Here is a 24,600-nt window from a genome sequence, read left to right as displayed (position 1 = left end):
TCAGCGCATATGCAGGATGATCGGGCTGCTGCTCGCCGGGTCGGTATGCCCGCGCAACTTGCCCACCGCCTTCGCCTCAACCGCACCGCCGTTATTACCCCAGGTGCCGCGCACGTAGCTCAGCACCTCAGCGATTTCCTGGTCGGACAATTGCTCGCGAAACGCCGGCATGCGGTAGGCGTCGGGAACGCCGGCGGCGACCACACGTTGCGAGCCGTTGAGGGTGATGTTGATCGCGGAGGCGCTTTCCTTGGCCAGTGCCGACGTGGCGCCGGCCAGTGGCGGCATCCACTCGGGCTGGCCCTTGCCGTCCAGGCCATGGCACGAGGCGCAACGGGTCGCGTAAGTGCGGGCGCCGGGGACGTCCTGGTTCGTGCTCACCGCCTGATACTGCCAGGGCGTGCCGTCGCGCTGCGGGTCGCCAGGCAGCGACTTGAAATAGCGCGCGATGGCGGCCAAGTCGTCGTCCTGCATGAACTGTGTGGAATTGTTGAAGGCTTCGGTCATTGAGCCATAGACCACTGCATGCGCGTTACGCCCGGTCTTGAGGAACTGCACGATCTGCGGCTCAGTCCAGCGTCCCAGCCCGGTGTTGGGGTCCTGGCGCAGGCTCGGTGCGTACCAGCCGTCGAGCAGGGCGCCGGCGAGGAACGGCTTGCCGGATTCATCCAGGGCTTTTTCGTTAAAGGCCAGGCCGCGTGGTGTGTGGCAGCTGCCGCAGTGGCCGGGGCCTTGGACGATATAGGCACCACGGTTCCACAGTGCGTCCTGGTCTGGCTTGGCTGCATAAGTAGCGGTTGGGGCGAACACGCCGTTCCACAGCGCGATCGGCCAGCGCATATTCAGCGGCCAGGGAATATCGCTGGGGATATTCGGTTGGTTGGCCGGCTGTATACCCTGCATGAAGAACGCGTACAGCGCTTTTATATCGTCATCGCTGAGTTTTACGTAGGACGGGTAGGGCATGGCCGGGTACAGCCGTCGCCCACCCGGCGCCACGCCATGGCGCACTGCGCGGTCGAAGTCAGCCAGGCTGTAAGTGCCGATCCCGGTGTTTTTGTCCGGCGTGATGTTGGTGGCGTGAATCGCCCCCAACGGCGTGGCCATTTCCAGCCCCCCGGCGAACGGTGCCTTGCCTGCCAAACTGTGGCAGGCCACGCAATCGCTGAGGCGGGCGACATACTCGCCACGGCTGACCAAGGCGGGTTCGAAGCTGGCACCCGCCTGTTCCTGTTCGAACGCAGTAGCAGGTTCACGGGTGACATACCAGGCCAGCAGGCCTGCGGCAGCCAGGCAGGGCAGCGCCAGCCAGCCTGCGGTTCTTGCGAATCGACGGTTGTTCATGGGCGTTTCCTGAGGGTCAGCTGAAAGTGTGTCGGCTCAAGGGCAGGCTGCGCACGCGCTGGCCCGTCAACTGCGCCACCGCATTGGCCACGGCCGGTGCCACGGCGGGCAACGGCGGTTCGCCGATACCGCCCATTTTTTCGCCACTCTCGACCACCCGTACATGCACCCGCGCCATCTGTGCGGGCGCCAGGATCGGGTACAGGTCGTAGTTGCGCGCCCGTGGTTTTCCATCCACGTACACCGCTTCTTCCAGCAAGGTCTGGGACAAGCCCAACGCCACGGCACCATTGACCTGCGCCTCGACAATCGCCGGGTTGACGATGCTGCCCGGGTCGATGGCCTGCCAGATATCGTGCACCTTGACCTTTCCATTCTCGATGGACACTTCGGCGATCGCTGCCGTGTGGGAGCCGAACGGTGAGGCCATGGCCACGCCGCGAGCGCGTCGGGTGCCGTCCTCGGCGGTGAAGGGGCCACGCTTCCAGCCACCGGACAATTCACCCGCCGCTCGCAGCAACGTGGTCAGCCGTGGGTTGTCGCGCAGCAGATGCAGGCGCAGCTCATAGGGATCATGTCCGCCTTTGTCCGCCAGTTCGTCGAGAAACGACTCATAGAAGAAGTCGTTGAGCGAGTTGCCCACCGAACGCCAGTAGCCGAGCATGGGCGCGCCTTTGACGTAGATCTGCGCGATGCGTTTGTTGGGAATGGTGTAGGGCTTGCCCGACAACCCTTCGAGGGCCGTGGGGTCGATTTTATCGCCCTGCTTGCCGGCCAGCGCTTCGGTCGGGCCTTCGGTCGCGCTGACCGCTTCGATGGCCACCGGGAAGCCTTTGTCATCCAGCGCAGCGCGGAACTTGACCACGGCCAGCGGGCGCAGCACGTCGCGCAGGAATTCTTCTTCACGGCTCCAGATCAGCTTGATCGGACGCCCCACGGCCTTGGCCAGCGCAATGGCCTGGGGGAAGGGATTGGCGGAGTCATACAGAAAGTGCCGCCCAAAAAAGCCGCCCAGCAGTGGCGAGTGCAGGGTGATTTTGTCGAGGTCGAGGCCGGTGCGCTTGGCGATGTCGGCGCGGAACATGTCAGGCGCCTGGTTAGGCAGCCAGATCTCCAGGGTGCCATCGGGGTTGAAGCGTGCGAGTGCCGACGGCGGCTCCAGTTGGGCGTGGTTGAGGTATTGGTTGTGATACGTCGCTTCGATTTTGGTCTTGGCGCCTGACAAGGCGGCGGCCACGTCACCTTCGTTTTCGTCGTCACGGGCCGGGACTTGCTGGGCAGCGAGGAAGTCGCGGTGCTTGTCGCTGGAGAAGTCTGCCGGCATGACGCGCAGTGTCGAGTCCGCAGCCGCTTCTTGCCAGTCGACCTGGACCGCTTCAACCGCACGCTTGGCGTGCCACCAACGTTCAGCCACTACCGCCACGGCGCCGGGCAGCACGTGCACCGAATGCACGCCTTTCATGGCTTCCACTTGCGGCTGGTTACGCACACTGCCCACGGTCATGCCCAGGCGTGGCGCATGCTGGACCGCCGCGTGAAGCATGTTGTCGACTTTCAGGTCGATGCTGTATTGCGCCTTGCCGGTGGATTTGTCATAGGCATCCAGGCGTTTGACCGGCTTGCCGATCCAGCGGAACTGGCTTGGGTCGCGCAGCGTGACGCTGGCCGGGTCGGGCACTGGCATGTCCAGAGCGCGACTGGCCAATTCGCCGTAGCCCAACGAACGGCCGGAAGCCGTATGTACCACCCGGCCAGGCTGGGTGGTCAGTTCGGCAACCGGTACACCCAACTGCGCGGCACCGGCTTGCAGCAGCATCGCGCGGGCGAGGGCGCCCAGGCGGCGCATGGTCGGGTAGCTCATGCGCACCGACATGCTGCCGCCGGTGATGCGCAGGCCGTTGTCCATCACCACATACGCTTCGCCGGGTGGCGCGGCTTCGACGATGAACGTGGCGGGGTCGGCATCCAGCTCTTCGCCGACAATCTGCGCCATGGCGGTGTGGGTGCCTTGTCCGCCTTCCATGAACGGACTGAGCAGGCGCACCGTGCCGTCCGGGCGAATTTCAAGAAACGCTGGCACCTGAGTGCCCCGTTCTGCGGCGTTGGCCGTGGCCGCCTGCACCCTCGACGAGCCAAGCGGCAGGCCGAAACCGATCACCAGCGCGCCCACCGCCGTGCTCGCCAAGAAGCGGCGGCGCGACAGGTTTACCGGTGCCTCGAGCAGTTCATTGAGGATGTTCATCAGACGCTCTCCTGCTTGGCCAGTGCGTCGACCGCCGCATGGATGGCGTTATAGGTGCCGCAACGGCACAGGTTGATCATTGCCGCATCAATCTGCGCTTTGCTAGGGGCGGGGCTGTGTTTGAGCAGCGCAGTCGCGGCCATTACCTGCCCGGACTGGCAATACCCGCATTGCGCCACCTGATACTCGACCCAAGTCGCGACCACGCGCTTGCCCACCTCATCGTCTTCAATCGCTTCGATGGTGGTGATTTCACGCCCGACCACTCCGGCCACTGGCGTGACACACGAGCGCACCACATTACCGTCCACCAGCACCGAACAGGCCCCGCACTGGGCCAGGCCGCAGCCGTATTTGGTGCCGGTCAGGCCCAGGTCGTCGCGGATCACCCACAGCAGTGGCGTGTCAGCGTCGGCTTCGACCTGATAGGTTTTCTGGTTGATTCGTAATTCCATGGCTCACCTGCTGATCATCGGTGTATGCGGCCATTTTTAGTATGAGCTTGCGGCGGCCGCTTATTGTCGAACTCTAGACCACGGTGCAAGGGCTATCTATCCGAAATCCGAGAAGTCGGAGGATCAGGCAAGTATTCAAGAGGATTGAGCTAGCGTGCCTGATCCCATTCTTGACGGACCGCACTGCGAATTCCGTCCAGCAACATTGCAAACGCTGGGTTGTCGTTGTTCTCGCGCCAGATCAAATGCAGCTCACTCTGCGCCCCTTCGCCCAAGTCGATATCGCGGAACACCACGTTCTTGAACACCACACTGCTGGCGCAACGTGGCACCAATGCCAGGCCCATGCCGGCATTGACCAGCGCGAGGATGGTCAGGGATGACCCCAGCCACTGCACAAACTCCGGCGCCACGCGCGCTGAGCGCAGCAGGCCGGTGAGCAGTTCGTTGAACGGCGGGTAGGCCGAGTGGGCGTACATCAGGAAGGGCTGGGCGTCCAAGTCGTGCACGCTGACCGTCTCGGCATTGGCCAGCCGATGGCTGCTGGGAACTGCCAGCACGAAGGGCTCGCGCACCAGGCACTCGGTGGCGTAGCCCGGCTCCAGCAGCGGCGCGCGGACGATCCCCAGGTCGATCCGGCGGGCGCGCAGCGCTTCATATTGCTGGTAGGTGTTCATCTCTGACAGGTCGATCTTCACCTGGGGCTGCCGGAGCCGCGCCTCGGCGATCACGCGTGGCAAAAACTCGTACACCGCGCTGCCGACGAAGCTGATATTGACCGTGCCGATATCGCCCTCAGCGAAGCGACGCGCCGTCACCGCCGCTTGCTGGGCACGCTCCAGCAAGTTCTGCGCCTCGATAAAAAATGCGCGGCCGGCGGCGGTGAGGGCAACGCTGCGGGTGGTGCGGGCAAACAGTTCGACCCCCAAGTGATGTTCCAGCAATTGGATCTGTCGACTGAGCGGCGGCTGGGTCATGTTCAGCCGTTCGGCCGCCCGCCTAAAATTCAGCTCGGTGGCCACAGTGGTGAAGCAACGCAGTTGAGTGAGTTCGAACATTGATCTAATCCAGGTATCAATCGGATGCCAAGTTAGATTAGACGGGATCAATGCCCGACGTCCATGATCAACGCGTCCCTAAAAAAACAATGATTGGGAGTTGCCCTTGGACACTGTTCAGAATCCGCCAGACCCGACCGTGCTCGCCCGTGCGGCCACCAAGGTCAAGCGTCATGTACTGCCATTATTTGTGGTGATGTTCATCGTCAACTACATCGACCGGGTCAACATCGGCTTTGTGCGCAGCCATTTGGAGATCGACCTGGGCATTGGCGCGGCCGCCTACGGCCTCGGTGCCGGTTTGTTCTTCATTGGCTACGCGATCTTTGAAGTACCGTCCAACCTGCTCCTGCAGCGCTACGGCGCAAGGGCCTGGCTGACGCGCATCATGTTCACCTGGGGCGCGGCCGCGATGGCCATGGCCTTCGTCAAAGGTGAAACCAGTTTTTATATCCTGCGCTTTGCCCTCGGCGCCGCCGAGGCGGGGTTTTTCCCCGGTGTCATCTACTACTTCACCCAGTGGCTGCCAGCCTCCGAGCGTGGCAAGGCGATGGCGATTTTCCTCAGCGGCTCTGCGATTGCCTCGGTGATCTCAGGCCCGGTGTCGGGGGCCTTGCTGCACATCAATGGGTTTAGCCTGCATGGCTGGCAGTGGATGTTTCTGATCGAAGGGTTTGCCTCGATCGTGCTCTGTGGCTTTGTATGGTTCTGGTTGCAGTCCCGTCCCGATCAGGCGACGTGGCTCAGCGCAGAGGAAAAACACGCGTTGGTGAGTGCCATCGAGGCGGAACAGCTAGCGCGTGAAGCCGTCCGGACTGTCCGGCCCTCGATGTTCAAGCTCCTCGCCGACAGACAGATCGCGCTGTTTTGCTTTATTTACTTTTCCATCGCCCTGACCATCTATGGCGCCACCTTCTGGCTGCCCAGCATGATCAAGAAAATGGGCAACCTGGGCGACTTCCAGGTGGGCTTGTTCAATTCGATTCCCTGGTTGATTTCCATCGTCGCCATGTACGGTTTCGCCGCCCTCGCCAGCAAATGGAAACATCAGCAGGCGTGGGTTGCGCTGATGCTGGTGATCGCCGCCTTCGGTATGTTCATGTCTACTACCGGCGGGCCGGTGTTTGCCTTTGTCGCCATCTGTTTTGCCGCGATTGGCTTCAAGGCCGCCTCTGCCTTGTTCTGGCCAATTCCCCAGGGTTATCTGGATGCCCGGATCGCCGCGGCGGTGATTGCCTTGATCAATTCGGTCGGCAACCTGGGAGGCTTTGTCGCCCCCACCACCTTTGGTTTGCTGGAACAGACCACCGGCTCCATCGAAGGCGGGTTGTATGGCCTGGCCGCTACCTCCCTGGCGGCGGCGGTGGTGGTGTTTTTTGCGCGCACCGCACCACGGGGCACCGTGCCCCCCACACCGACTACACATCAGCGCGCCTCGCGTCCAGGCCCACAGGGAGCAGCCTCTTGAAAATCGTCCGCGTTACCGTCACGCCCATCGCCTTTCGCGACCCGCCGCTGCTTAACGCCAGCGGTATCCACGAAGCCCTCGCACTGCGCTCGATCATCGAGGTCGAGAGCGACACCGGCTACATCGGCCTTGGCGAAAGCTACGGCGATGCCCCGGCGCTGGCGATCCAGCAACAGGTGCAGCCGCAACTGATCGGCCTCGATCCCTTCAACCTGAACGGGCTGCGTGCGATCGTCCAGGCCACGGTGGCCGCGCACAGGCCCGTGAGCCTCAGCGGCGCAGAACTGGCGCCGGGCTCCCACGCCAGCAAGGCCGTGAGCAATGCCTATTCGGCGTTCGAAGTGGCCTTGCTCGATCTGCAGGCCCACGCCTTGAATGTGCCACTGGTGGATTTGCTCGGTGGGGCTCTCCGCGACCGGATTCCGTTCAGTGCGTACTTGTTTTTCAAGTACGCCGAACACATCGACTCGCCCTACAAGCCTGACAGCTGGGGCGAAGCGCTCAACGAACAGCAGATCGTCGCCCAGGCCCGGCGGATGATCGAAGCCTACGGCTTCAAAAGCATCAAGCTCAAGGCCGGCGCGCTGGAACCGGAACATGAGGTGCGGTGCATCAAAGCGCTGAAAAAAGCCTTCCCCGGCGTGCCGCTGCGCATCGACCCGAATGGCAATTGGTCGCTGGAAACCTCGATTCGCATGGCTGAACTGCTGGGCGATGACCTGCAGTATTACGAAGACCCGACCCCGGGCCTGGAAGGCATGGCCGAGCTGCACAAACGCACCGGCTTGCCCCTGGCGACCAATATGGTGGTCACCGATTTTGACGAGTTCCGCCGCAGCGTTGCCCTGGACAGCGTGCAGATCGTCCTCGCTGACCATCATTACTGGGGCGGCCTGCGCGACACCCAGGTGTTGGCGAAGATGTGCCAGACCTTCGGCCTGGGCGTGTCGATGCATTCCAACTCACACCTGGGCATCAGCCTGATGGCGATGGCCCATGTGGCCGCGTCGGTGCCCAACCTTGATTACGCTTGCGACACCCATTACCCCTGGCAGGAGCCGGACGAGGAAGTCATCAAGGGCGGCAAGGTGCCGATTGTCGATGGCTGCGTGACGATCACCCGTGCCCCGGGGCTGGGCTTGGAACTTGACCATGACCAACTGGGCAAGCTGCATGAGCAGTACCTCAGTTGCGGCATTCGCCAGCGCGACGACGTAAAACAGATGCAGCGTTACCAACCGGATTGGAAGGCTGTGAAACCGCGTTTCTGAAGCTGGTCGCTTCGCTTTGCCCGGCAACACACGTGTGTGTTGCCGGGCTTTTTTTCAGCCAAAATCTTCTTCGAAGTGTTCCTGTTCGCCTCGCGTATCACTCTGACGACGCAGTACTTCCATCTGGCGCAGTTCCACCCGGCGGATTTTCCCGGAAATGGTCTTTGGCAGTTCGGTCACGAATTCGATACGCCGCACCCGCTTGTAGGGCGCCAGATGTTCGCGGGCGAAGGCGAGAATATGCCGGGCCAGCTCGGCGCTGCCGGGGGCGTCATGGGCCAGGATCAGGAAGGCCTTGGGCACGGCCAGGCGCAATGGATCGGGGCTGGGCACCACGGCCACTTCCATCACTGCCGGGTGCTCGATCAGCGAGCTTTCCAGCTCGAATGGGCTGATGCGGTAGTCGGAGGCCTTGAACACATCGTCGGCGCGACCGACAAAGGTGATGTAGCCGTCGGCGTCGACCTGCGCGGTGTCGCCGGTGCGGTAATAACCGTCACGCATCACTTCTGCAGTTTTTTCCGGGCTGTCTTCGTAGCACAGCATCAGGCCGAGCGGGCGCACGTCCAGGGGCAGGGCGACTTCGCCTTCATTGGCGGGGTTGCCATCCGGGTCGAGCAGGGCCACTTGATAGCCCGGCAGCGGGCGGCCCATGGAGCCTGGCTTGAGCAACTGCCCGGGCGTGTTGCCCACCAGTGCAGTGGTTTCCGATTGGCCGAAGCCATCACGCAGCGGCAACCCCCAGGCCTGCTGGATCTGCTCGATGATTTCCGGGTTCAGCGGCTCACCGGCGCCGACCAGTTCGCGCAGGTTCAGGCGCGATTTGTAGCTGGCCAGATCTTCCTGAATCAACATACGCCACACGGTGGGCGGCGCGCACAGGCTGGTCACGCCGTAGCGTTCCAATGCACTGAGCAAGGCCGGCGCGCTGAACCGCGCGACGTTATGGATAAAGATGCAGGCGCCGGCGTTCCACGGCGCAAACAGGCAGCTCCAAGCATGCTTGGCCCACCCCGGTGAGGAAATATTCAGGTGCAGGTCGCCCGGTTGCAGGCCGATCCAGTACATGGTCGACAGGTGCCCAACGGGATAGCTCTGGTGGCTGTGCAACACCATCTTCGGTTTTGATGTGGTGCCCGAGGTGAAATAGAGCAGCATCGGGTCGGTGGCCAGGGTGCGGCCTTCGGCTTCAAACTGCTCGGGATATTCACAGGCGGCGCTGTGTGGGAACCAGCCGGCAGGCGCCGAACCCACGCAGATGCGGCTGCAGCCTTCAGCCAGCCCGGCGAATTTGCTCACATGCGCCTCGCCGACCACCAAGTGACGAACCTGCCCGCGCTCAATACGGTCACGCAGGTCGTCGGCATTCAGCAGGGCGGTGGCGGGGATGACCACTGCACCGAGCTTGAAGGCGGCGAGCATGGTTTCCCAAAGCGCCACATCATTGCCGAGCATCAGCAGTACGCGATCACCGCGCCCAACCCCGAGGGCGCGCAGGTGGTTGGCCACTTGGTTGGAACGTGCGGCCAGTTGCTCGAAGCTGTAGCGCTGCTCGCGGCCGTCTTCCTCGACGATCCACAGCGCATTGGCCGCATTGCCCTTCGCCATGGCGTCGAAATAGTCCAGGGCCCAGTTGAATTCGCCCAGTTGCGGCCAACGGAAATCCCGTACGGCGGTGGCGTAGTCGGTGCGGTGAGCGAGCAGAAAATCCCGAGCGGCCAGGAAGGGCTGGATCATGGTGGCTGTCCTTAATTATTGTTGTGGGACTGGCCCTCGGCTGAACCGAGAGGCTGGACCGAGTATAGGCACGCATAAATCAGAGAAGAACGCCCAAAAATACCGGTGCGTTGTGCAAAAAAGTCATGCTCGTCCTTCCAACATGACGGTGCCTACGCGCAAGCGATGACCGTTAATCAAACCTGAACCCACCTGACAGTTTTTCCTTGAGGAAGCCCACCAATGCCGTCACCGACTTGGGCACATGCGGTGAATACGGTCGGATCAGGTAGATCTCATCGGCAAACGCGCCCTTGAGCGTCCAGCCCTTGAGCACCTGTACCAGCTTGCCGCTGGCCAATGCGGCATGGGCGCTGAAGTCCGGGAGCAGGGCGATGCCCAGATGGTTGAGGGCCGCATCGCGCAGGGCTTCGCTGTTGTTGGTGGCAAAGCTGCCGGCGATGGGCACGGTAAGGCGCTCGACGTTTGTGCTGCCGCGCTCAAAGGTCCACGCCGGCTGGTCGGTGCCGCGCGGGTAGAACAGGCAGTTGTGGGCTGACAGGTCGCCAGGCTCACGGGGTTCGCCGTGGCGTTGCAGGTAATCGCGGGTGGCGACCAACACCGAGCCGGTGTCGCACAGCTTCCACGCCACGTGGGTTTCCGGCACCTGGAAGCCGTGGCGCACGGCGAGGTCGTAGCCCTCGGCTGCCAGCGAGCTCAACGCATCCGACACATCCAACTGGATACGTACTTGCGCAAACTGCTGCAGGAATTCCGCCAGGTGTGGCACCAACTGCTGCCTGGCGAAGGCCACCGGCGCGGTCAAGCGCACCAATCCACGAATCTCGCCGGCAGAGTCGCGCACCGACGAGAAGCTGCGCGCGATCTGCTCATAGGCACTGCGGACCTCCCGGGTCAGCGACAGCCCGGCATCGGTGAGCCTTACGCTGCGCGTCGTTCGCGTGACCAGCCGCGTACCGGTGGCTTTTTCCAGGTCCGAAATGCGCTGGCTGACGGCGGACTTACTCACCCCCAGGCGAGCGGCTGCGGCGGTGTAGGTGCCTTGTTCTTCCAGCACCGACAGCCAGTGAATGTGGGTCCACAGCCCTTCGATCTCAGACTTTTCCATGCGGGTATTGTTCGCTTTTATGGACAATAAGTTCTGGATTCTGCTCTGGTTTGGAACAAACCGAAAGCTTATCGTGTGTCCCAACGCTACCCACCTGGGATCTACTGCCATGACTAAAACAATCGAGCACTACATCAACGATCAGCGCGTGTCCCGCGACGATCGCTATCAGGACGTCTACAATCCGGCCACCGGCGAAAAGACCGGCCGCGTCGCCCTGGCCAGTCGCCAGACCGTGTCCGAAGCCGTCGCCGCCGCCCAGGCTGCCTTCGCCGACTGGGCCGACACCCCGCCAATCCGCCGCGCCCGCGTGCTGTTCGGATACCTGCACCTGCTGCGTGCACGCAAGGATGACCTGGCGCGCATCATTGTCGCCGAGCACGGCAAGGTCTTTACCGACGCCCAGGGTGAAGTCGACCGTGGCCTCGATATCCTCGAATTTGCCTGTGGCATTCCGAACTTGCTCAAGGGCGAACACTCCGACCAGGTTTCCCGTGGCATGGACAACTGGACCCTGCGCCAGCCGCTGGGCGTTGTAGCCGGTGTTACACCGTTCAACTTCCCGGTGATGGTGCCGATGTGGATGTACCCGATCGCCATTGCGGCGGGCAATACCTTCATCCTCAAGCCAAGCCCGACCGACCCAAGCGCATCGTTGTTCATGGCCGAACTGCTGCGTGAAGCCGGCTTGCCCAAGGGCGTGTTCAACGTCGTGCAGGGCGACAAGGAATCGGTGGACGCGCTGATCGAACACCCGGACGTCAAGGCCGTGAGCTTTGTTGGCTCCACGCCGATTGCCCAGTACATCTACGAAACCGGCGCGCGTAACGGAAAGCGTGTGCAAGGCCTGGGCGGCGCCAAAAACCACATGGTGGTAATGCCCGACGCGGATATTGAAAAAACCGTCGACGCCCTGATGGGCGCCGCCTACGGCAGTGCCGGCGAACGCTGCATGGCCATCTCCGTCGCCGTGCTGGTGGGTGATGTGGGTGACAAAGTCATCGCCGCCTTGACCGAGCGTGCCAAGCAACTGCGCATCACCGACGGCCGCGACCTCAAGGCCGAAATGGGCCCGATCGTGTCCCGCGCGGCGCTGGAGCGTATCAGCGGCTACATCGAACAAGGCGTACAGGCCGGTGCGCAACTGCTGCTCGACGGGCGCGACTACGTGCCCACCGAAGCGGGCCTGGAAAACGGCTTCTGGCTCGGCGCGACCTTGTTCGATCACGTGACCCAAGAGATGAGCATCTACCGTGAAGAAATCTTCGGCCCGGTGCTGGCGTGCGTGCGCGTAAGTGACTTCGCCGAAGCGATCAAACTGGTCAACGACCACGAATTCGGCAATGGCGTGAGCTGCTTCACCCGCGATGGCAATATTGCCCGCGAGTTTGCACGGCGGATTGAAGTGGGCATGGTCGGCATCAACGTACCGATCCCGGTGCCGATGGCATGGCACGGGTTCGGCGGCTGGAAGAAGAGTTTGTTCGGCGACATGCATGCGTATGGCACGGAGGGTGTGCGGTTTTACACCAAGCAGAAGTCGATCATGCAGCGCTGGTCGGAGAGCATCGAGCAGGGCGCGGAGTTTGCGATGCCGGTGTCGAAGTAAGGTTGAACAGATGCTGTAGGACCCAATGTGGGAGGGGCTTGCCCCTCCCATTTTTTTTTGCCCGCACAAGGGTTGACGTTTTGGTGAATGCCGAATACTGTATATAAACACAGTGTTTAAGCGCTGATCGAACCTCACACGACAATCTCAGTCCTGCCAAACACTGTGTGCAAGTTAACGGATTAACTTGATGCACCCGCTCGTCATAGCGAGCTGTTTTTATTTTAGAGAGGGAACTCATGTCGTATCCAGAAAGCAAACTCACCGGTTTGACCGGTTTCGCCCAAGCGGCAAAAGTGACAGGTGGCTGGTCGGGTCCCGTGGTCAGCATCACTACGCTCGATCAACTCAAGGCCAATATTGGCGACACCACCCCGCGGGTATTGGTGATCAACAGTAATCTCTCGGCCTCGCGTCTCACCAAAGTGACGATGGGCGCTAACAAGACCCTGATCGGCTCATTCCAGAATCGAACCTTGGAAAATATTCACCTGCGGGCAACGGCGCAGTCGCAGAACATTATTCTGCAGAATATTATTTTCAGGCATTCGGCGACTATCAAGGCCAATGACGATATCCAGGTCTATCTGAACTACGGCAGCAAGTACTGGATTGACCATTGCTCTTTCGTCGGGCACAGCTGGTCTACCACTGACGGCAGTGAAGATAAACTGTTGTATATCGGCGAGAAAGCCGACTATGTCACCCTCAGCAACTGCTTCTTTGGCAGTCACAAGTATGGGCTGATCTTCGGTCACCCGGCGGATGACAATAAGGCAGAGTTCAACGGCTACCCACGCCTGACGGTGTGCCATAACCGCTTCGAGGATATGGAAGTGCGTGCGCCGGGCTTGATGCGTTACGGATACTTTCATGTTTATAACAACTACATCAATAACTTCCACCTCGGTTTTACCCTGGCGCAGAACGCCAACATCCTTTCTGAAAGTAACTACTTTGGTGAGGGCAGTCAAAACAACGGCATGTTGGATGACAAGGGGACTGGGACGTTCACTGATACCAACAGTGTTCCACCGATCACCAACCAGAAGTCACCAAAGGCGCAATGGACGGCCACTTCCAACTACGCCTACACCTTGAAAACCGCAGCCCAAGCCAAAGACTTTACGCAGAAGAATGCCGGAGCCCAGTCCGGTGCGCTGGTATTCGGTAGTTGATTAGCTAGCTTTCTAGTTGGTTGGCATAGATTGCAAGTGCCACTGTATTTATATCAAGGATATAAATACAGTGATGGCCTTTTTAATCTAAATAATTCTTCACGCTGCGATAGGCGGGTGGCCATGTTAAACCTGGTTCCGCACTTCAGGGCCAACGACGGCTCATTCTTTTCAGTCACAGCAAAGTTGCTGGCTGTTATGTGTTATTCAATCTTCGCTTGTCACGTAAGCATCAGTAAAAGGACATCATCATGAAACATGCGAATCACGCACCTACTCGCTGGACACGGGCCGATGCGCTAAAAGTTAATGAAAATGACCCGACGACCACACAGCCGTTAGTGAGTCCTGACTTTCCTGTCATGAGTGACACTGTATTCATTTGGGACACCATGCCATTGCGTGAGCTGGATGGTACGGTTGTATCGGTCAATGGCTGGTCGGTGATCTTCACCCTGACCGCCGACCGTCGCCCTCATGATCCACAATTCATCAACGCCGATGGCCGTTACGACATCAAGCGCGATTGGGAAGACCGCCATGGCCATGCGCGTATCTGCTATTGGTACTCGCGCACCGGCAAGGACTGGATCTTCGGCGGCCGGGTCATGGCCGAAGGGGTTTCGCCGACCACGCGTGAATGGGCGGGCACACCTATCCTGCTCAATAACAACGGTGACATTGACCTGTATTACACCTGTGTAACGCCGGGTGCCACCATTGCCAAAGTCAGGGGCCGGGTGGTCACTTCCGACACCGGTGTCGAGCTGCAAGGCTTCACTCAGGTCAAGTCATTGTTTGATGCAGACGGCACCTATTATCAAACCGAAGCGCAGAATGCGACCTGGAACTTTCGCGATCCAAGCCCGTTTATCGATCCAAATGACGGCAAGTTGTACATGGTGTTTGAGGGCAATGTTGCCGGCGAGCGCGGGACTCACGAAGTGGGGCCGAATGAACTGGGCCTGGTGCCGCCAGGGCATGAAGATGTCGGCGGGGCACGTTATCAGGTTGGCTGCATCGGCATCGCCGTGGCCAAAGACCTCAACGGTGACGAGTGGGACATTCTGCCGCCCTTGGTGACTGCTGTTGGGGTGAACGATCAAACCGAACGCCCGCATTATGTGTTCCAGGACAACAAGTACTACTTGTTCACCATCAGCCACAAATTCACCTACGCGGATGGCGTGACGGGTCCGGATGGCGTCTACGGTTTTGTCGGCGATCATCTGTTCGGCCCCTACACGCCGATGAACGCCTCGGGGCTGGTGCTGGGCAATCCGCCTTCGCAGCCGTTCCAGACGTATTCCCACTGCGTGATGCCCAATGGCCTGGTGACTTCCTTTATCGACAGCGTGCCCACCAGCGGCGATGACTACCGCATTGGCGGCACCGAAGCACCCACTGTGAGGATTGTATTGAAGGGCGATCGCTCGTTTGTGCAGGAGGCTTATGACTACGGTTACATCCCGGCGATGCGCGATGTTGTGTTGAGCCAGTAACTGACTAAAAAGCCACTCTTCGGAGTGGCTTTTTTACGGCTGTTTTTCATGCAGGCGCTGTTGATGGCTTAAGACTCTCGAGGGGGGGATCACAGGCTCGCCATTGATGCCAGCAATTAAACGCGACACGTCTTACTGGCGCTTTACGAATCATGACCCAAAGCCACTCACGCCACCTATCAAATGTGGGAGAGGGCGTGACCGCAATAGCGCAGTATCAGTCAGCACATCGGGTACTGATAGACCGCTACCGCAGGCAAGCCAGCCCCCACATTTGAGCGTCGGTGTTCTTCCGGATCTTTACCGCCGGCCCGTGCGCGTACTCACATCCACCCACACCGCCAGCACCAGAATGCTGCCCTTCACGATCATCTGCCAGTAACTGTCCACATCCAGCATCGACATCCCATTGTCCAGGCTGGTAATCACCAGCGCGCCCAGCAACGCGCCGTACACTGTGCCCGAGCCGCCACGCATTGACGTGCCGCCGATAAAGCACGCAGCGATGGCATCCAGCTCGCCCATATTCCCCGCCGACGGCGAACCGGCCGCGAGCCGGGCAGTATTGACCAGGCCGGCGAGGGCGCACATCACGCCCATGATGCCGAAGATCCATAGCTTCACCGCTTGTACGTTGATGCCCGACAGGCGTGTGGCTTCCATGTTGCTGCCCACCGCGTAGATGCGGCGGCCGAACACGGTCTGGCGGGTGACGTAGCTGAATACACCCAACAGCACCAGCAGAAGCAAGACGGGGACGGGAATGCCGTCGTAGCTGTTGAGCGTGGTGACGAACCCGGCCAGCACGGCGCCGATAAGTACCACGCGCACCAGATCACGCACGAGGGAATGCGCCGCAAGACCATGCAGCGCGCGATTGCGCCGCTGTTTCCATGCCAGGAACAGTGTCAGGGCAAACAGCGAAACCCCGAGGCCAATACCGACTGAATGCGGTAAATACCCCTGGCCCACATACACCAGCGACGGTGAAACCGGCGCAATGGTGGTACCGCCCGTGATCCCCAGCAGGATCCCTCGAAATGCCAGCATCCCGCCCAAACCGACGATAAACGACGGGATGCGCAGATAGGCTGTCATGTACCCATTTGCCAACCCGATCACCAACCCGCACAACGCTACCAAGCTCAGGTTGGCCAGCAGCGGAATGTGATAAACCACATCCAGGATCGCCGCCAACCCGCCCAGCAACCCCAGTAATGACCCCACCGACAAATCGATCTCGCCGCTGATGATCACCAGCACCATGCCGCACGCCAGGATCCCGGTGATCGACATCTGCCGCAGCAGGTTGGACAGGTTGCGTGGTGTGAGAAACCCGCCCTCGGTCTGCCAGCTGAAAAACAGCCAGATCACCGCCACGGCGATCACCAGGGCGAGCATTTTGTAGCGGGTAAACAGCTGTTGGAGCTGATTCATCTACGCGGTCTTCCGATCATTATTGTTATGGCTGAGCGCAGCCGCGAGCACCTGCTCCTGGGTGAGGCCGTTGTTGACGAAATCACCGCGCAGTTGGCCTTCGCCGATCACCAGCACGCGGTCGGAGACCCCGAGTACTTCGGCCAGCTCCGAGGACACCATGATGATTGACACCCCTTCTGCCGCCAGGGCGTTCATCAACGTGTAGATCTCATATTTGGCGCCCACGTCCACGCCGCGCGTGGGTTCGTCGAGGATCAACACTTTGGGCTTGGCCATCAGCATTTTCGCCAGCACAGCCTTTTGCTGATTGCCCCCGGACAGGCTGGTGATCGGCAAAAACGGGCTGGAGGTCTTCAGGTGCATGCGTGCGATCTGCTGGTCGATGCTGCCCAGTTCCGCTTCGGCATCGATACGCGTCATGTGTGCATAGGTATCGAGCACCGCCAGGGTGATGTTCTGGCCCACGCCCAGGTCGGGAATGATGCCTTGGCGCTTGCGGTCCTCGGGCACCATGCACAGCCCGGCGCGGATGGATTTGAGCGGCGTGCGTGTGTCTATCACCTGGCCGTCCAACCACACCTCGGCGCTGTAGCGCCCTGGGTAGGCGCCGAACAGCGCCGACACCAGTTCCGTACGTCCGGCCCCCACCAACCCGGCAATGCCGAGGATTTCCCCGCGTTTGAGCACGAAGGAAATGTCGTCCACACGCTTGCGTTTGGGGTTGTCGACGTCATAGCAGGTGACGTTGCGGGCCTCGAAAATCACCTCGCCCACGTCATGCGGCTCGGTGGGATAGAGGTTACTCATCTCGCGGCCGACCATCTGGGTGATGATCTGCGCGATGTCCATGTCGGCCATGGCCGTGGTCGCGATGTGCTTGCCATCGCGGATCACCGCAATGGTGTCGCACACCGCCGCCACTTCATCGAGCTTGTGGGAGATGTACACGCAGGCCACGCCCTTGGCCTTGAGGCCGCGGATGATGTCCAGCAGTACTTCGATTTCAGAGCGCGTCAGGGCCGAGGAGGGCTCATCGAGAATCAACAGGCGCGCCTGTTTATTCAGGGCCTTGGCGATTTCCACCAATTGCTGGTAGCCGCCGCCGTACTGCGACACCGGCAGCGCGACGTTCATGTCCGGTACCTTGAGCTCGCGCATCAAGGCTTCGGCGCGGTGGATCATCGCCGGGTAGTTCATGCGCCCACCCGGCAAGGTCAGTTCGTGGCCCATGAAGATGTTTTCGGCCACCGACAAGTCAGGCACCAGGGTCAGTTCCTGGTGAATGATCACGATCCCCGCCGCCTCGGTCTCGCTGATCGACTGAGCCTTGAGCGGCTGCCCGTCCCAGAGAATGTCACCGTCCCAGGTGCCGTACGGATAAACCGCCGACAGCACCTTCATCAAGGTTGATTTACCGGCGCCGTTCTCGCCGCACAGGCCGACGCATTCCCCCGGCCGTACCTTGAGGTCGATGCCGTTGAGGGCGTTGACACCGCCAAAGGTTTTGACGATGCCGTTCATTTGCAGCAAATAGTCGGACATGGCGGTCACTGCCCGGCAATCTGCTCTTTGGTATAGAACCCGTCTTTCTCCAACAGATCGATATTGGCTTTGGTCAGCGGGGTAGGCGTGAGCAGGATGGTGTCGACCTTCTTGCTGCCGTTGTCGTACTGCGAGCTGTAGGTCGGCTTCTCGTTACGCGCCAGTTGCACCGAGAGCTTGGCGGCTTCGGTGGCGATCAGCTTGAGCGGCTTGTACACGGTCATGGTTTGCGTGCCGTCGATCACACGCTTGATCGCGGCCAGGTCGGCGTCTTGCCCGGAGATCGGCACCTTGCCTGCCAGTTTCTGCGCGGCCAGGGCCTGGATCGCACCGCCGGCGGTGGCATCATTGGAAGCCACGATGGCGTCGATCTTGTTGTTGTTCCGGGTCAGGGCGTTTTCGACGATGCTCAGGGCTTCAGTGGGGTTCCATTCTTTCACCCACTGCTGCCCGACAATTTTGATGTCGCCCTTGTCGATGGCCGGTTGCAGCACCTTCATCTGGCCTTCACGCAGCACTTTGGCGTTGTTGTCGGTGGGCGCGCCGCCGAGCAGGAAGTAGTTGCCCTTGGGCGCCGCTTGCATCACGCCGCTGGCCTGCATTTCGCCGACCTTTTCGTTATCGAAGGAGATGTAGGCGTCGATGTCAGCGTTAAGGATCAGGCGGTCATACGACACCACTTTGATTCCGGCCTTCTTGGCTTCGGCGACGGCGTTGGTGAGGACGGTAGCGTTGAAGGGCACGATGACGATCACGTCGACACCCCGGGAGATCAGGTTTTCGATCTGGGAAATCTGCTTCTGCTCGTTGGCATCGGCAGACTGGACGAAGACCTTGGCATCGAGTTTTTCTGCCGCCGCGACGAAGTAGTCACGGTCACGGGACCAGCGTTCCAGACGCAGGTCATCGATCGAGAAGCCTATTTTCGGGTGGGCCGGGTCGGCTATGACCGGCAGGGCGAGCAGAGCCAGGGCAGTGGCGAGCAGGGTACGTTTGAATGACTTCATGGTGGTGCGTCCTTTTATTGTTGTTGGAAAGACACAGCGTGATGCGGGTAAAACTGTAGAGCGTCCCTCGACGCTCTGTGCAGAGATTTGTCGCGCAAATGTCACCGGTAGATAAAGCGATTCACGACACCTTCAAGCATCTCCTGACGGCCACTCACGGCCTGAGGGTTCAGTTCATGGGCAAACGCATGTTCAGCCAGCGACTCCAGGCTGAATTCTCCCGCCAGCACGGCCTGGCCCAACGGTTGCTGCCAACCGGCGTAGCGCTGGTCCTTGAACTGCTGCAACCGATCGTTCTCGACCATAGTCGCCGCGCGCTCCAGGGCCAGGGCCAATACATCCATGGCGGCTACATGCCCATGGAACAGGTCTACATCGTCCAGGCTTTGGCGGCGCACCTTGGAGTCGAAGTTATAGCCGCCATTCTTGAACCCGCCGGCCTTGAGGATTTCATAGGTGGCGAGGGTCATTTCCTCGACGCTGTTGGGGAACTGGTCGGTGTCCCAGCCGTTCTGCGGGTCGCCGCGGTTGGCGTCGATGCTGCCGAAGATGCCCAGGGACACGGCGGTGGCAATTTCATGGTGAAAACTGTGCCCGGCCAGGGTCGCGTGGTTGGCCTCGATATTCACCTTGATCTCATGCTCCAGTCCGTATTCATGCAGGAAGCCGAACACGGTGGCGCTGTCGTAATCGTATTGGTGCTTGGTCGGCTCCTGGGGCTTGGGCTCGATCAGCAGGTCGCCCTTGAAGCCGATCTTGTGCTTGTGTTCCACGACCATGCGCATAAAGCGACCAAGCTGCTCGCGCTCACGTTTCAGGTCGGTATTGAGCAGGGTTTCGTAACCTTCACGGCCGCCCCACAGCACATAGTTGGAACCCTTGAGCCGCAAGGTTGCGTTCATCGCGCTGAACACCTGGGCGGCGGCGTAGGCAAACACCTCCGGGTCCGGGTTACTGGCGGCGCCGGCGGCAAAGCGTGGGTTGCTGAAGCAATTGGCGGTGCCCCACAGCAGCTTGATCCCTGTCTGTTCCTGGTGACGCTCCAGGTGATCGACCATCTGTGCAAAGTGGTGGCGGTACTCCTTGAGCGAACTGCCTTCGGGGGCGACGTCCGTGTCGTGAAAGCTGTAGTAGTCGATGCCCAGCTTGGAGAAAAACTCAAACGCTGCTTGCGCCTTGCCGATGGCCAGTTCCATCGGGTCGCCGCTGCGTTGCCATGGCCGTTTGAAGGTGCCGACGCCAAACATGTCCGCGCCTGGCCACACGAAGGTGTGCCAATAACAGGCGGCCATGCGCAGGTGTTCACGCATGGGTTTGCCGAGGATGATTTTGTTGGCGTCGTAATGGCGAAAGGCGAGGGGCGATTCGCTGCTGGGGCCTTCGAAGCGAACCTTCTCGACACCGGGGAAGTACGGCATGGCGTTTTCCTTATTGTTCTTGGCGGTGTCCCGATACTAGCAACGGCGGTGGGGCTGCCGATTATGAAAATCACCAAGGGAGGGTGCGATTTTGAGTGGCAGGGGCTAGTCTGTGGCGACCGGCCCCAGGATAAAAACAATGAAAACCCTACCGCCCGTGCACCGCATTGCCTTGCTCTTCAACGGCAGCAAAATCTATGACCGCGGCATCATTGCCGGCATTGGCAACTACCTGAGCAGCACCCGCGCGTCCTGGGATTTGTTCCTCGAAGAAGACTTTTTGTGCCGCCTCAAAGGCATTGAGCGCTGGCAGGGCGATGGCATCATTGCCGACTTTGACGACCCGCTGATCGGCGAAGCGCTGGCCGGGAGCAAGGTGCCGGTGGTGGCGGTGGGAGGCTCCTATGAAGATGCGCGCGCCTACCCCAAGGGCATTCCCTACGTGGCAACGGACAACGATGCCTTGATGACGATGGCGTACGCGCACCTGATCGAGGCCGGGCTGACGCGCTTTGCCTGTTTCAGTCTGCCCGAAGCCCAGGCCAATCGCTGGGCCCAGGAGCGCGAAAAAGCCTTCAAACGGTTGATGCAACGGGATGGCTTGCCGGTGCAGATCTATCGCGGCCTGGGCACCAGCGCGCCGCTGTGGGACAGCGCGGTGGAGCAGCAGATAGCCTGGCTGCAAAGCCTGCCCAAGCCCATCGGCATCATCGCCGTCACCGACGCCCGCGCCCGGCAACTGCTGCAAGCCTGTCTCACCGCCGGCATCGCGGTGCCGGAAGAAGTGGCGCTGATCGGCATCGACAACGACCCGCTGACCCGCACCCTTACACGCGTGCCACTGAGTTCGGTGATCCAGGGCACCGAAACCATGGGCCGCACCGCCGCCGCGCTGTTGCACCAGATGCTGCACGGCAAGCCCTGCACGGGCACGCAGGTGCTGGTGCCGCCGGATGCGATCAACGTGCAGGCATCCAGCCTGCATCAACCGCTGGGTAATCCCTACGTGATGCAGGCGCTGCTGTTTATCCGCCAATACGCCTGCCAGGGCATCAAGACCGCCCAGGTAGCGGCCTATGTCGGCGTGTCGCGTTCATCGTTGGAGTCGCACTTTCGCAAGGCGCGCGGCTGCAGCGTGCATGACGAGATTCTGCGCTTCAAGCTCGCCAACGCCGCCAAGGGCCTGCAAGGCAACCACCTGGCGATTGCCGACATCGCCCAGCAATGCGGCTTCAAATCTGCGCAGTACCTGCACACGGTGTTCCGTCGCGAGTTCGGCTGTACGCCACGCGAATACCAGCAGAGTCATTAGAAACTTTGCCAGCCAGGCCCATTCGCTGCTGGACTTGCACCGTACAGACTAGGGAGAATGGTTTTTTGTGGCGTAAATGGAAGCTCCCATGACCGACAGTGCTCAGCGTGCCGCCAGCGACATCGACCTGATGACCGAAGTGGCCATGCTTTATTACCTCGACAACATCACCCAGGAAGCCATTGCCAAGCGCTTCGACCTGTCTCGGGTCAAGGTCAGCCGGTTGCTCAAGCGCGCCCGTGATGAAGGGGTGGTGGAGGTGCGGGTGTTGCAACACCCGGCGCTGAACACTGAGCTGGAGCAGGCATTGGTCGAGCGTTTCCAGCTGGACCGTGCGTTGATCGCGGTCGACCACGGCGACCCCGACACCCAGCGTTCGGCCGTCGCCAGCCTGGTCGCCAACTATCTGAACAAAACCCTCAGCGACGGCATGATCATCGCCGTCGGCATGGGCCGCAATGTCGGCGCGGTGGCCGACAATGTGTTCCTGCCGGTGACGCGCAACTGCACGTTTGTGTGTGCGATTGGCGGCTCGCTCAAGGCTGGCGAATACATGAACCCCGACCATATCTGCCGGCGCCTGGCCCTGCGTTTCGGCGCCGAGAGCGAAACCCTGTACGCACCGGCCCTGGTGGCCAACCCGGAACTGCGCAGTGTGCTGATCAACAACGACACCGTACGCTCGACCCTCGACCGAGCGCGCCGCGCCGATATCGCCTTGATTGGCATCGGTGACATGAGCGAGAACAGCAACATGGTGCGCATGGGCTGGTTCTCGCCCCAGGAAATTGCCCAGGCCCGTGTGTCCGGTACGGTGGGCGACATGATGGGCTACGACTTCATCGACATCCACGGCCAGCCGGCGGTCAACGCCATGCAGGGCAGGGTGATCGGCTTGTCGGTGCAGGAACTGGTGCGTATTCCGGATGTGGTGGCGATTGCCAGCGAGAACACCAAGGCGGCGGCGACCCTCGGCGCGTTGCGTTCCGGGGTGATCAACACCCTGGCGACGACCGTATCGAATGCCTACACGATCCTCGCCCTGGATGATGCGACGCGCCGTTAAGTGCATAGGGGCGCGCAGCCTTGGCGGGCGCGTCGGATCGTCGCTCCCACAAGGATGGGGGGTGTGCTCAGTTGACCGGCCAGGCGCAGAACCCAATGTGGGAGCTGGCTTGCCTGCGATAGCGATGGGTCAGCCAGCATTTATGCCAACTGACACACCGCCTTCGCGGGCAAGCCCGCTCCCACAATTACGCTACCAGCCGGGCCTCCACCGAATCGGCGAGATTGGTGAGGATCAGGCAGCAAGACACCGCGCCGGCATCCAGTGCGCCGAGGGAGCGCTCCCCCAGGCGGCTGGCGCGGCCGATTTTCGCCACCAGGTCGCGGGTTGAATCGCGGCCCTGGGAGGCCGCATTTTTCATCTGGCGCAACGCTTCGGCAAACGAAGCGCCGCTGGCTTCGGCCCGTTCAAATGCCTCCACGGCCGGGATCAGCGTGTCCATCAGGCATTTGTCGCCCACGCCTGCATCGCTGATGTCTTGCAGTGACGTGAGGCCACCGCGCAGCAGCCTGGCGAAACTCGCCGCATCAATGCTGTCGCGGCCGCGCACTTCGTCGGCCATGCCGATAAACAGGCTGCCGTAGAGCGGGCCCATGGAGCCGCCGATGCCCTCCATCAGCGCCAGGGTCAGTTCGTCCAGCGCCTCGGCCAGCGACAGTTCGCGCCCTTCGAGGGTCTTGCCGCAGCGCGAGAACCCCTTGGCCATGTTGATACCGTGGTCGCCGTCGCCGATGGCGCCGTCCACTTCGCTGAGGTATTCGCGGTTGGCAACGATGATCGACACCAGGTTGGTGACGATGGCGCTACCGGTGTTGCTGGGGAAATGCTCGCTCATGCTTCACTCCGACTGTGTCATGCCGATGGAGCGGCAGGGGTGATCGATTAAGGTGGTCAGCTCGGTATCGAGGCCGAGCACGGTCAGGGTCACGCCCATCATTTCCAGCGACGTGAAGTAATTGCCTACGTAGCAGCGGTGAATGCGCAGGCCGTTGGCACGCAGTTGCTGCTCGACCTCGGCGTAGAAAATGTACAGCTCCATCACCGGCGTGGCGCCCAGGCCCGAGACCAGCACCACGACGCTGTCGTCTGCGCTGAAGTCGCGGTCGGCCAGGATCGGTGCGAGCATGCGTTTAGCCATCGCGGCCGCGGATTCCACCGGCACCACTTCGATGCCGGGTTCGCCGTGGTGGCCGATGCCCAGTTCCATCATGCCGCCTTCGATCTGGAAGTTGGGTTTGCCGACTGCCGCAATGGTGCAGGGCGTGAGGCCCACGCCGATGGAGCGGCACCGGTCCACGGCTTTCTGGGTCACGCGGATCACGCCGTCGAGGTCGTAGCCCTGCGCAGCGGCGGCTCCGCCGATCTTCCACATGAAAATCTCACCGGCCACGCCGCGCCGCTTGGCGATATCCGCCGCAGGGGCAGAGGCCACGTCATCGTTGGCGACCACGGTGCGGATGTTCATCTCTTTGCTGGCGGCCATTTTCATTGCCAGCTTCACGTTCATATTGTCGCCGGCATAGTTGCCGTACAGGCAGGCCACGCCCGCGCCCTGGTCCGCAGCGCGGAAGGCATCGAAGAAGCTTTTGGCGGTGGGTGAGGAGAAAATCTCGCCGACCGCCACCGCATCCACCAAGCCAGGGCCGACATAGCCGAGAAACGCCGGCTCATGGCCCGAACCGCCACCGGTGACAATGCCCACCTGGCCGGCCGGTGAAGTTTTACGTTGGCGGATGACCCGTGGGTTGCTCTCGTACTGCACCAGCTCCGGGTGCGCCACGAGAATGCCCGCGAGCATGTCCTCGACCACCAGGTCTGGGTCGTTTATCACTCGATTCATGCG

General features: G+C 61.1%; 19 protein-coding genes. 7 read left to right on the top strand and 12 right to left on the bottom strand.

The window, feature by feature from the left end:
- From AACY36_RS15725 to AACY36_RS15710, 4 genes are all read right to left on the bottom strand, one after another.
- On the bottom strand, positions 1-1,344 hold the full coding sequence (locus AACY36_RS15725; RefSeq protein ID WP_339497287.1) for a c-type cytochrome: 1,344 nt from the start codon (positions 1,342-1,344) through the stop codon (positions 1-3).
- 16 nt (positions 1,345-1,360) lie between these two features.
- Positions 1,361-3,586, bottom strand: coding sequence for a xanthine dehydrogenase family protein molybdopterin-binding subunit (locus AACY36_RS15720; RefSeq protein ID WP_339497285.1), 2,226 nt, complete (start codon positions 3,584-3,586; stop codon positions 1,361-1,363).
- Entirely contained in the window at positions 3,586-4,041 is a 456-nt protein-coding gene (locus tag AACY36_RS15715; protein ID WP_339419389.1) for a (2Fe-2S)-binding protein, read from the bottom strand. The genes AACY36_RS15720 and AACY36_RS15715 overlap by 1 nt, the downstream gene beginning before the upstream one ends.
- Before the next feature lie 149 nt (positions 4,042-4,190).
- Complete coding sequence (locus AACY36_RS15710; RefSeq protein ID WP_065876275.1) at positions 4,191-5,099, bottom strand: LysR family transcriptional regulator; 909 nt, start codon at positions 5,097-5,099, stop codon at positions 4,191-4,193.
- A 106-nt stretch (positions 5,100-5,205) separates the two neighbouring features.
- Here AACY36_RS15710 and AACY36_RS15705 point away from each other — a divergent pair, with 106 nt between their 5' ends.
- On the top strand, positions 5,206-6,567 hold the full coding sequence (locus tag AACY36_RS15705) for an MFS transporter (protein WP_339419386.1): 1,362 nt from the start codon (positions 5,206-5,208) through the stop codon (positions 6,565-6,567).
- The gene (locus AACY36_RS15700; RefSeq protein WP_339419384.1) at positions 6,564-7,838 is read left to right on the top strand and encodes a glucarate dehydratase family protein; all 1,275 of its coding nucleotides are present in this window, start codon (positions 6,564-6,566) and stop codon (positions 7,836-7,838) included. Before AACY36_RS15705 ends, AACY36_RS15700 begins: the two co-directional genes overlap by 4 nt.
- 54 nt (positions 7,839-7,892) lie before the next feature.
- Here AACY36_RS15700 and AACY36_RS15695 read toward each other — a convergent pair whose 3' ends face one another.
- Entirely contained in the window at positions 7,893-9,575 is a 1,683-nt protein-coding gene (locus AACY36_RS15695; RefSeq protein ID WP_339419383.1) for an AMP-binding protein, read from the bottom strand.
- A gap of 172 nt (positions 9,576-9,747) precedes the next feature.
- The gene (locus AACY36_RS15690; protein ID WP_339419381.1) at positions 9,748-10,683 is read right to left on the bottom strand and encodes a LysR family transcriptional regulator; all 936 of its coding nucleotides are present in this window, start codon (positions 10,681-10,683) and stop codon (positions 9,748-9,750) included.
- Positions 10,684-10,792: 109 nt separating this feature from the next.
- Here AACY36_RS15690 and AACY36_RS15685 point away from each other — a divergent pair, with 109 nt between their 5' ends.
- From AACY36_RS15685 to AACY36_RS15675, 3 genes are all read left to right on the top strand, one after another.
- Positions 10,793-12,292 carry a CoA-acylating methylmalonate-semialdehyde dehydrogenase gene (locus AACY36_RS15685; RefSeq protein ID WP_339419380.1) on the top strand — a complete coding sequence of 500 codons (1,500 nt, stop codon included), beginning with the start codon at positions 10,793-10,795 and terminating at the stop codon, positions 12,290-12,292.
- A 239-nt stretch (positions 12,293-12,531) separates the two neighbouring features.
- Positions 12,532-13,470, top strand: coding sequence for a pectate lyase family protein (locus AACY36_RS15680; RefSeq protein WP_339419379.1), 939 nt, complete (start codon positions 12,532-12,534; stop codon positions 13,468-13,470).
- Between the two features lie 251 nt (positions 13,471-13,721).
- Positions 13,722-14,972: a glycoside hydrolase family 68 protein gene (locus AACY36_RS15675; protein WP_339419378.1), complete on the top strand. Its 1,251-nt coding sequence runs from the start codon at positions 13,722-13,724 to the stop codon at positions 14,970-14,972.
- Between the two features lie 300 nt (positions 14,973-15,272).
- Here AACY36_RS15675 and AACY36_RS15670 read toward each other — a convergent pair whose 3' ends face one another.
- From AACY36_RS15670 to xylA, 4 genes are all read right to left on the bottom strand, one after another.
- A complete protein-coding gene (locus AACY36_RS15670) occupies positions 15,273-16,409 on the bottom strand; it encodes a sugar ABC transporter permease (protein ID WP_339419377.1) in 1,137 nt (378 codons plus the stop codon).
- A complete protein-coding gene (xylG, locus tag AACY36_RS15665) occupies positions 16,410-17,954 on the bottom strand; it encodes a D-xylose ABC transporter ATP-binding protein (protein WP_339436248.1) in 1,545 nt (514 codons plus the stop codon).
- Positions 17,955-17,959: 5 nt separating this feature from the next.
- Positions 17,960-18,961 carry a D-xylose ABC transporter substrate-binding protein gene (gene xylF / locus AACY36_RS15660; protein ID WP_339419374.1) on the bottom strand — a complete coding sequence of 334 codons (1,002 nt, stop codon included), beginning with the start codon at positions 18,959-18,961 and terminating at the stop codon, positions 17,960-17,962.
- A gap of 101 nt (positions 18,962-19,062) precedes the next feature.
- Positions 19,063-20,379, bottom strand: a complete 1,317-nt coding sequence (xylA, locus tag AACY36_RS15655; protein WP_339419371.1) for a xylose isomerase — start codon at positions 20,377-20,379, stop codon at positions 19,063-19,065.
- A gap of 139 nt (positions 20,380-20,518) precedes the next feature.
- On the opposite strand from xylA, the gene AACY36_RS15650 reads away from it, so the two are divergent.
- Positions 20,519-21,691 carry a XylR family transcriptional regulator gene (locus AACY36_RS15650; RefSeq protein WP_339428055.1) on the top strand — a complete coding sequence of 391 codons (1,173 nt, stop codon included), beginning with the start codon at positions 20,519-20,521 and terminating at the stop codon, positions 21,689-21,691.
- 88 nt (positions 21,692-21,779) lie between these two features.
- Complete coding sequence (locus AACY36_RS15645) at positions 21,780-22,757, top strand: sugar-binding transcriptional regulator (protein ID WP_049708871.1); 978 nt, start codon at positions 21,780-21,782, stop codon at positions 22,755-22,757.
- Between the two features lie 187 nt (positions 22,758-22,944).
- Here the strand turns inward: AACY36_RS15645 and dhaL are convergent, their stop codons facing one another.
- Together dhaL and AACY36_RS15635 are read right to left on the bottom strand one after the other, a co-directional pair.
- Positions 22,945-23,592: a dihydroxyacetone kinase subunit DhaL gene (dhaL, locus tag AACY36_RS15640; protein ID WP_339419361.1), complete on the bottom strand. Its 648-nt coding sequence runs from the start codon at positions 23,590-23,592 to the stop codon at positions 22,945-22,947.
- Positions 23,593-23,595: 3 nt separating this feature from the next.
- Entirely contained in the window at positions 23,596-24,597 is a 1,002-nt protein-coding gene (locus AACY36_RS15635; protein ID WP_339497283.1) for a dihydroxyacetone kinase subunit DhaK, read from the bottom strand.
- Positions 24,598-24,600: the final 3 nt, after the last annotated feature.

The sequence above is a fragment of the Pseudomonas sp. EA_15y_Pfl1_P101 genome (assembly GCF_963970835.1).
Classification (GTDB): Bacteria; Pseudomonadota; Gammaproteobacteria; order Pseudomonadales; family Pseudomonadaceae; genus Aquipseudomonas; species Aquipseudomonas tritici.
Note: the sequence above shows the minus strand (reverse complement) of the source record. Positions and strands in the feature narration are given on the sequence as shown.